We start from the raw sequence: 7540 nt of genomic DNA, 5'->3' as shown, positions 1-7540 counted from the left end.
CGACCCCTCCGTGACCGCCGTCGGCGGCACCCGCGTCACCCTCGACGAGGCGGGCCACCGCCGCACCGCCGACACCGTGTGGAACGACAAGGGCGGCGCCCCCGGCGGCGGCACCTCGGTGCTCATGCGCAGGCCGCGCTACCAGGACGGGGTACGGGACGTGACCGGCGCCCGGCGCGGCGTCCCCGACGTCTCGCTCAGCGCCTCCGCCGCCGGGTCCACCATGGTCTGGTTCACGCACGCCGGGCGCGGCGCCTGGGTGCCCATGCTCGGCACGAGCCTCGCCGCCCCCCTCTTCGGCGGCATCGTCGCACTCGCCGCGCAGCGCGCGGGCCACGGCCTCGGCGCGGTCAACCCCGCCCTCTACCGGCTCGGCCGGGGCGGCGGCGTCCGCGACGTCACGACGGGCGACAACGCCACCGAGGGCACGAGCGGCTACCGGGCGCGGCGCGGCTACGACCTCGCGAGCGGCCTCGGGACGGTGGACGCGGGCAAGCTCGTCCCCGCCCTCGCCAGGCCCGAATGAGCCCCGCACGCCCCCGCCGCACGCCCCGCGCCGCGTTGCGCCACGTAACGGCGGGATGAAATCCGCAGCTCCGGGTGTTGGCGCCAGCGGCGAGACGGATCGAGCAGGAGGCATGCGTGGCGGCAGGAGCACAGGCCCGGGACCCGGAGCGGGAACCGGACAGGGCACGGGACACCCGTACCGGCGGACGCGAGCGGGACACCCGTACCGGGAAGGGCGCGGCGGCACCCACCGCGCCCGCCGACGCCCCCCGGCCCCCCGACGGGGGCCCCGGCTGGGCACGGCGCCTCGCCCGGTACGCCTGGCGCTACCGCAAGGACGTGATCCTCTCCCTCGGCGCCTCGCTCGCCGGGATGGCCGTCATGGCGCTCATCCCGCTGCTCACCAAGGTCATCATCGACGACGTGATCGGCGGCTCCCGCTCGATGGCCACGTGGGGCGGGCTGCTGCTCGGCGCCGCCGTGGCCGTCTACGTCACCGCGTACCTGCGCCGCTTCTACGGCGGCCGGCTCGCGCTCGACGTGCAGTTCGACCTGCGCCGCGACATGTACCGCACGCTGACCCGCCTCGACGGGCGCCGCCAGGACGAGCTGTCCACCGGGCAGGTCGTCGGGCGCGCCACGAGCGACCTCCAACTGATCCAGGGCCTGCTCTTCATGCTGCCCATGACGATCGGCAACGTCCTCCTCTTCGTCATGTCGCTGATCATCATGGCGACGCTCTCCCTCCCGCTCACCTTCGTCGCCCTCGCCGTCGCCCCCGCGATCTACTTCATCGCCCGCCGCTCCCGCAGCCGCCTCCACCCCGCGACCTGGTACGCGCAGGCGCAGGCCGCCGCCGTCGCGGGCGTCGTGGACGGCGCCGTCTCCGGGGTCCGCGTCGTCAAGGGCTTCGGGCAGGAGGAGCAGGAGACCGGCAAGCTGCGCGAGGTCGGCCGCCGCCTCTTCGCCGGGCGGCTGCGCACCATCCGCCTCAACGCCAAGTACACGCCCGCGCTCCAGGCCGTGCCCGCGCTCGGGCAGGTCGCGATGCTCGCGCTCGGCGGCTGGCTCGCGGTGCGCGGCCACATCACGCTCGGCACGTTCGTCGCCTTCTCCTCGTACCTCGCCCAGCTCGTCGGCCCCGTCCGCATGCTCGCCGTCGTCCTCACCGTCGGCCAGCAGGCCCGCGCGGGCGTCGAGCGCGTCCTCCAGCTCATCGACACCGAGCCGACGCTCGCCGACGGCACCCGCGAACTGCCCGCCGACGCCCCCGCGACCGTCGAGTTCGACGACGTGCGCTTCGGCTACGACGACGAGCGGCCCGTCCTCGACGGCCTCTCGCTCACCGTCGCGCCCGGCGAGACCGTCGCCCTCGTCGGCTCCTCCGGCTCCGGCAAGTCCACGGTCTCCCTCCTCCTCCCGCGCTTCTACGACGTGAGCCACGGCGCCGTCCTCGTCGGCGGCCACGACGTGCGCGAGCTGCGCATGTCCTCGCTGCGCGCCGCGATCGGCCTCGTCCCCGAGGACTCCTTCCTCTTCTCCGACACGATCGCCTCCAACATCGCGTACGGGCACCCCGACGCGAGCCGCGAGCAGATCGAGGCCGCCGCGCACGCCGCGCAGGCGCACGGCTTCATCACGGACCTCCCGGACGGCTACGAGACCGTCGTCGGCGAACAGGGACTCACTCTTTCGGGCGGCCAGCGGCAGCGCGTCGCGCTCGCCCGCGCGATCCTCGCCGACCCCCGCCTCCTCGTCCTCGACGACGCCACCTCGGCGATCGACGCGCGCGTCGAGCACGAGATCTTCGAGGCCCTGCGCGGCGTCATGGCGGGCCGTACGACGCTCCTCATCGCCCACCGCCGCTCCACGCTCGCCCTCGCCGACCGCATCGCGGTCCTGGACGCCGGGCGGATAGCCGCCGTCGGCACGTACGAGGAACTGGAGCGCGATTCGCCCCTCTTCCGCCGCCTCCTCACCGACCCCGAGGAACTCGGCGGCGTCTCGCCCGGCCACGTCCTCCCGCACGACCGGCCCGAGGACGAGTCCGTCCGCGCCGAACTCGACGCCGAGTACGACGCCGAGCGCGGCATCACCCCCCAGCTGTGGACCGGCGACCGCACCCCGCGCGACACCGCCCTCGACGGCATGCCCGCGACGCCCGAACTCCTCGCGCAGGTCGACGCGCTGCCCGCCGCGAACGACGTCCCGGACATCGACGAGGCGCGCGCCGTCGCGCCCGAGGACGCCTACGGGCTGCGCCGCCTGCTGCGCGGCTTCGGCCGCCCGCTGACGCTCAGCCTCCTGCTCGTCGCCGTCGACGCGGGCCTCGGCCTCGCGCTGCCTGTCCTCATCCGGCACGGCATCGACGACGGCGTCAACCGCATGGCGCTCGGCGCCGTGTGGCTCTCCGCGCTCCTCGGCCTCGGCGCCGTCCTTCTCCAGTGGGGCGCCCAGTTCGGCGAGAACCGCCTGACGGGCCGCACCGGCGAACGGATGCTCTACTCGCTGCGCCTGAAGATCTTCGCGCACCTCCAGCGGCTCGGTCTCGACTACTACGAGCGCGAGCTGACCGGCCGCATCATGACCCGCATGACGACGGACGTCGACGCCCTGTCGTCCTTCCTTCAGACCGGCCTCGTCACCGCCTTCGTCTCCGTCGTCACCTTCTTCGGCATCATGGCGGCGCTCCTCGTCATCGACGTCGAACTCGCACTGCTCGTCTTCGCGACGCTGCCCGTCCTGATCGTCTCGACGTACTTCTTCCGCAAGCGCAGCGTGCGCGCCTACAAGCTCGCCCGCGAGCGGATCTCGACCGTCAACTCCGAGCTCCAGGAGATGGTCGCGGGGCTGCGCATCGTGCAGGCGTTCCGGCGCGAGGAGTCGGGCTACGAGAAGTTCTCGCGCGACGCGCGGGCGTACCGGCAGGCGCGGGTACGGGGCCAGTGGCTCATCTCCGTCTACTTCCCCTTCGTCCAGCTCCTCTCCACCGCCGCGACCGTCCTCGTCCTCTCCGTCGGCGCGCACCGCGTCGACGCCGGGACCCTCACGACCGGCGCGCTCGTCGCGTACCTCCTCTACATCGACCTCTTCTTCTCGCCGATCCAGCAGCTCTCGCAGGTCTTCGACGGCTACCAGCAGGCGAGCGTCTCGCTCGGCCGCGTGCAGGAACTCCTCGTCGAGCCCACCTCGACCGGGCAGGCCGCCCGCCCGCTCCCGGTCGGCGAGCGGCTGCGGGGCGAGATCTCCTTCCGGAACGTCGACTTCGCCTACGGGGACGAGACGGCGCTGCACGACGTGGACCTCACCCTGCCCGCCGGCCAGACCGTCGCCTTCGTCGGCGAGACGGGCGCGGGCAAGTCGACGCTCGTCAAGCTCGTCGCCCGCTTCTACGACCCGACCTCGGGCCGCGTCACGGTCGACGGCACCGACCTGCGCGATGTGGACCTCGCCCAGTACCGGCACCGGCTCGGCGTCGTCCCGCAGGAGGCGTATCTCTTCGCGGGCACGATCCGCGACGCGATCGCCTACGGGCGGCCCGAGGCGAGCGACGCCGAGGTGGAGGCGGCGGCCCGCGCGGTCGGCGCGCACGACATGATCGCCTCGCTCGACGGCGGCTACCTCCACGAGGTGGCGGAGCGGGGCCGCAACCTCTCGGCGGGCCAGCGGCAGCTGATCGCGCTGGCGCGGGCGGAGCTGGTGGACCCGGACATCCTGCTCCTGGACGAGGCCACGGCGGCCCTCGACCTCGCCAGCGAGGCCCAGGTCACCCGCGCCACGGAACGCCTCGCGGGCCGTCGTACGACGCTGGTGGTCGCCCACCGCCTGACGACGGCCGCCCGCGCGGACCGCGTCGTGGTGATGGACCAGGGCCGCGTCGCAGAGGACGGCACCCACGCGGACCTGCTCGCCCTGAACGGCAAGTACGCGAGGCTGTGGCGCACGTTCCTGGGCGAGACGGTCCCGGCGACGGGCGACTCGGGGGCTTCGCGGGACGGCTTCGGGGACGGGGGGACGGAGACGGTGGGGGCGCGGGTGGTGTGAGGGGGCGCGGGTGGTGAGAGAGGGCGCGTGGCGGTGCCGCGCGCGTCGATCGCGGAGGTGCTGAATTCGGCCCGTGGCGAAGGGCGTTCGTCCGGAGGGCGGGCGCGCACCGGCCGTACCGCTCACGGAGCCCCCGCCTCGCGGGCCATGATCGCCGGGTGACGCACAGCAGCAAGCCCCGGGTGACGCACACCGGTTATCCCCGCCGCTACCTCCGCGAACCCCCGGCCGACCCCGCCTATGCCGAGGCCGGGTACCCCTTCGCGCTCAGGCAGGCGGTGTACGACCGGCGGACCGCACTCGCTCTCTCGCCCGAAGAGCTGGCGCTTCGGTGGCGGGTTCCGGTGTCGCGGGTCGGGGAGGTCGAAGGCGCTGCCCCGGTGCCGCCCCTCATCGCACTCGCCGGACTGGCGAGCGCGCTGGACGCGGTGCTCCGCATCCGGCTGGACAGGGACGAGGCGTCGTTCGTGTTCGCGGGGCGGGAGGGGGCGGGCGAAGGGGAGCCGACGGAGAGGTGGGGCGAGGCGGGCGAAGGGGCGCCGGTTCGGGGGTGAACCGAACGGGGCGTGGTCCGGGAGTGAACCGAACGGGTCGTGGTCCGGGAGTGAACCGCACGGGGCGTCGGCCCGGAAGGGAGCCGAAGGGGGCTGCGGACACTCCGGGCGCACCCGGTCTCGTCACGCCTTCTCGATCCGCTCCACCAGCTCCGCCGGGCTCGCGTGCCAGGGGGTGCCGTGGCCCGGGAGGACCCAGGAGGCGGGGAGGGGGGCGAGGCGGGAGAGGGAGGCGTGGGCCTCGGCGGGGTCGTCGGTGAAGGGGGCCGGCTGGGGGCCCGTCCGGCCGGTCAGGACGTGGCGGGTCGTGAGGGCGTCGCCGACGAAGACCGCGTCCGCGACGGGGACGTGGACGGCGACACTGCCGGGGGAGTGGCCCGGCATGCCGATGATCACGGGGCTGCCCGGGAGGTCGAGGACATCGCCGTCGTGGATCTCGGTGACCTCGGCGACGTACTTCGGGCGCAGGCCGTTCTTGCGGAGCGAGTAGCCGAGGAAGCCGAGCGTCGCGCCGGGGCGCATCGGGCCCGCCGGGGTCTTCGGCTTCTCGCCGGTACGGGTGCGGTGGGCGTCCGCCTCGTGCACGTACACCGGGACGCCGTGCTCGGCGCGCAGCCGCTCGGCGAAACCGATGTGGTCCGAGTCGCCGTGCGTGAGGACGAGGCCCCGGATGTCGTCGGCACTCTTGCCGAGCGCGCGCAGCTCGCGCTGGAGGTCGTTCCAGTGCCCGGGGAGCCCGGCGTCCACGAGCGTGATGCCCTCGGGGGTGTCGATGAGGTAGGAGGCGACGATGTCGTTGCCGAGGCGGTGGAGGTGCGGGGCGAGCTGCATGGCGTGACTCCTGGGGCCCGATCGATGGCTAAGCGGTTTAGCTTTCACGGCTAAGGTACATAGCTATGATGGCTACAGTCAATAGCCTTCGCTGCCGCTCCCGAAAGGTGGACCATGCCGAGCCCCGAGAAGACCTCCTTCGCCGTCATCGTCGCGGCGGGCCGTGAACTCCTGGAATCCGAGGGCCCCCAGGGCCTCACGATGCAGAAGGTCGCGACCCGCGTCGGCGTCCGCGCCCCGTCCCTCTACAAGCACGTGGCCAACCGCGCGGCCCTCCTGGACGCCGTGGCCGAGGCGACGGTCGAGGACCTGACCGACCGCATCACGGCCACCGACGGCACCCTCCCCGCCATCGCCCGCTGCTACCGCGCCTTCTCCACCGCCCACCCGGAAGCGTTCCGCCTCGTGATGCACTCCACCCACGCCCCCCGCCCCGCCCTCGCCCGCGCCGCCCAGCCCCTCATCGACGCGACCGCCGTCCTCACGGGCCCCGAGGAATCCCTGGAAGCGGCCCGCTTCGTCACGGCCTGGCTCACCGGCTTCATCAGCATGGAACTGAGCGGCTCCTTCCGCCTGGGAGGCGACGTGGACAGGGCCTTCGCGTACGGGCTGGAGGCGTTGTACGAGGGGCTGGCGCGGTGAGGGGGAGGGGAGGGGGCTGGGCGCCTGCCGCCTCACCCCCGCCCCGTCAGCCGCCGCCACCCCGCCACCCCAGCCCCTCGCCCCGCCCCTTCAGCCGCCCCGTCACCCCCGTCCCGCGATCCACGCCCGCAGTCCCGTTCCCGGTAGGGGCAGGGGGCGCCAAGTGCGGGCGTAGGACGGGGGGTTGGCGTTGGCGGCTGTGATGGCGGCCACCGGGATCCGCGTGGTGCGGGTGCGGAGGGTGGCGTGGGTGAGGTTCTTGTTGTTGCCCGCCAGGTTGCCGGAGGCGCAGCCGGCGGCGTAGGAGATGGGTGGGGTCTGGGCGCCGGTGATCAGGCACGGGGGGCGGATGCCCGCCCGGTGCAGGTGGGCCGCCACCGTCTCGTAGCGGTGGGTCGTGTGGCGGGCGCCCATGAGGTTGCGCCAGAAGCCGGTGGTCTGCGAGACCCCGTACAGCGCGAGCACCGCGCACAGCGCCACGAGGTACGGGCGGCGACCGCGTGCCGCGTCGAGCGCGGTCGTCGCGAGGGGCGGCGCGAGGAGCGCGTAGGCGGGGAGGAAGAAGCGGGGGGCCGAGTAGCCGAGGGTCAGGAGGTACGGGACGCTCAGCGCGAGCGCGCAGGCGAGCGGGAGCCACACCGTGATCCGCCGCCCGGCCCCGTTCCGCCCCCGTACCGCGCACACCAGAGCCAGCACCGGCAGGAGCAGCCACCACCAGGTGAGCCACGGCTGGTACGGGGTGATGTCGCACGGGCGGCACAGCAGCGGGCCGTTGACGCTGAGCCAGGCGTCGCCGCCCGCCCAGCGCAGGCCCATCTCGCCCTGCACGTCGCTGGAGACCCGCAAGCGCTCGCCGATCCCGCCCCAGCGCCCGTACGCCTCCACGACCCACGGCACCGCGCCCGCCACGACGCCGCCGGCCACCGCCGCCAGGGGCGCGGCCCGCCGCAACGGCCGGTGCA

At 74.1% G+C, this 7540-nt stretch carries 4 protein-coding genes and 2 pseudogenes; 4 read left to right on the top strand and 2 right to left on the bottom strand.

From position 1 onward, the window contains the following. From G3I42_RS26925 to G3I42_RS26915, 3 genes and pseudogenes are all read left to right on the top strand, one after another. A pseudogene (locus tag G3I42_RS26925) lies at positions 1–526 on the top strand (peptidase); the annotation flags it as partial. 116 nt (positions 527–642) lie between these two features. Next, the gene (locus G3I42_RS26920) at positions 643–4551 is read left to right on the top strand and encodes an ABC transporter ATP-binding protein (RefSeq protein WP_343244679.1); all 3909 of its coding nucleotides are present in this window, start codon (positions 643–645) and stop codon (positions 4549–4551) included. A 158-nt stretch (positions 4552–4709) separates the two neighbouring features. Beyond that, positions 4710–5105, top strand: coding sequence for a transcriptional regulator (locus G3I42_RS26915; protein ID WP_164290169.1), 396 nt, complete (start codon positions 4710–4712; stop codon positions 5103–5105). Between the two features lie 123 nt (positions 5106–5228). Here G3I42_RS26915 and G3I42_RS26910 read toward each other — a convergent pair whose 3' ends face one another. After that, positions 5229–5936 (bottom strand): MBL fold metallo-hydrolase, encoded by a 708-nt coding sequence (locus G3I42_RS26910; RefSeq protein WP_164290167.1) that lies wholly within the window; start codon positions 5934–5936, stop codon positions 5229–5231. A gap of 114 nt (positions 5937–6050) precedes the next feature. Here G3I42_RS26910 and G3I42_RS26905 point away from each other — a divergent pair, with 114 nt between their 5' ends. Beyond that, a complete protein-coding gene (locus G3I42_RS26905; RefSeq protein WP_164290165.1) occupies positions 6051–6578 on the top strand; it encodes a TetR/AcrR family transcriptional regulator in 528 nt (175 codons plus the stop codon). A 102-nt stretch (positions 6579–6680) separates the two neighbouring features. Here G3I42_RS26905 and G3I42_RS26900 read toward each other — a convergent pair. Continuing rightward, positions 6681–7540, bottom strand: a pseudogene (locus tag G3I42_RS26900) (hypothetical protein); the annotation flags it as partial.

Source organism: Streptomyces sp. SID11385 (assembly GCF_010548245.1).
In the GTDB taxonomy this organism is placed as follows: Bacteria; Actinomycetota; Actinomycetes; order Streptomycetales; family Streptomycetaceae; genus Streptomyces.
This window is presented reverse-complemented; position numbering and strand designations above follow the sequence as displayed.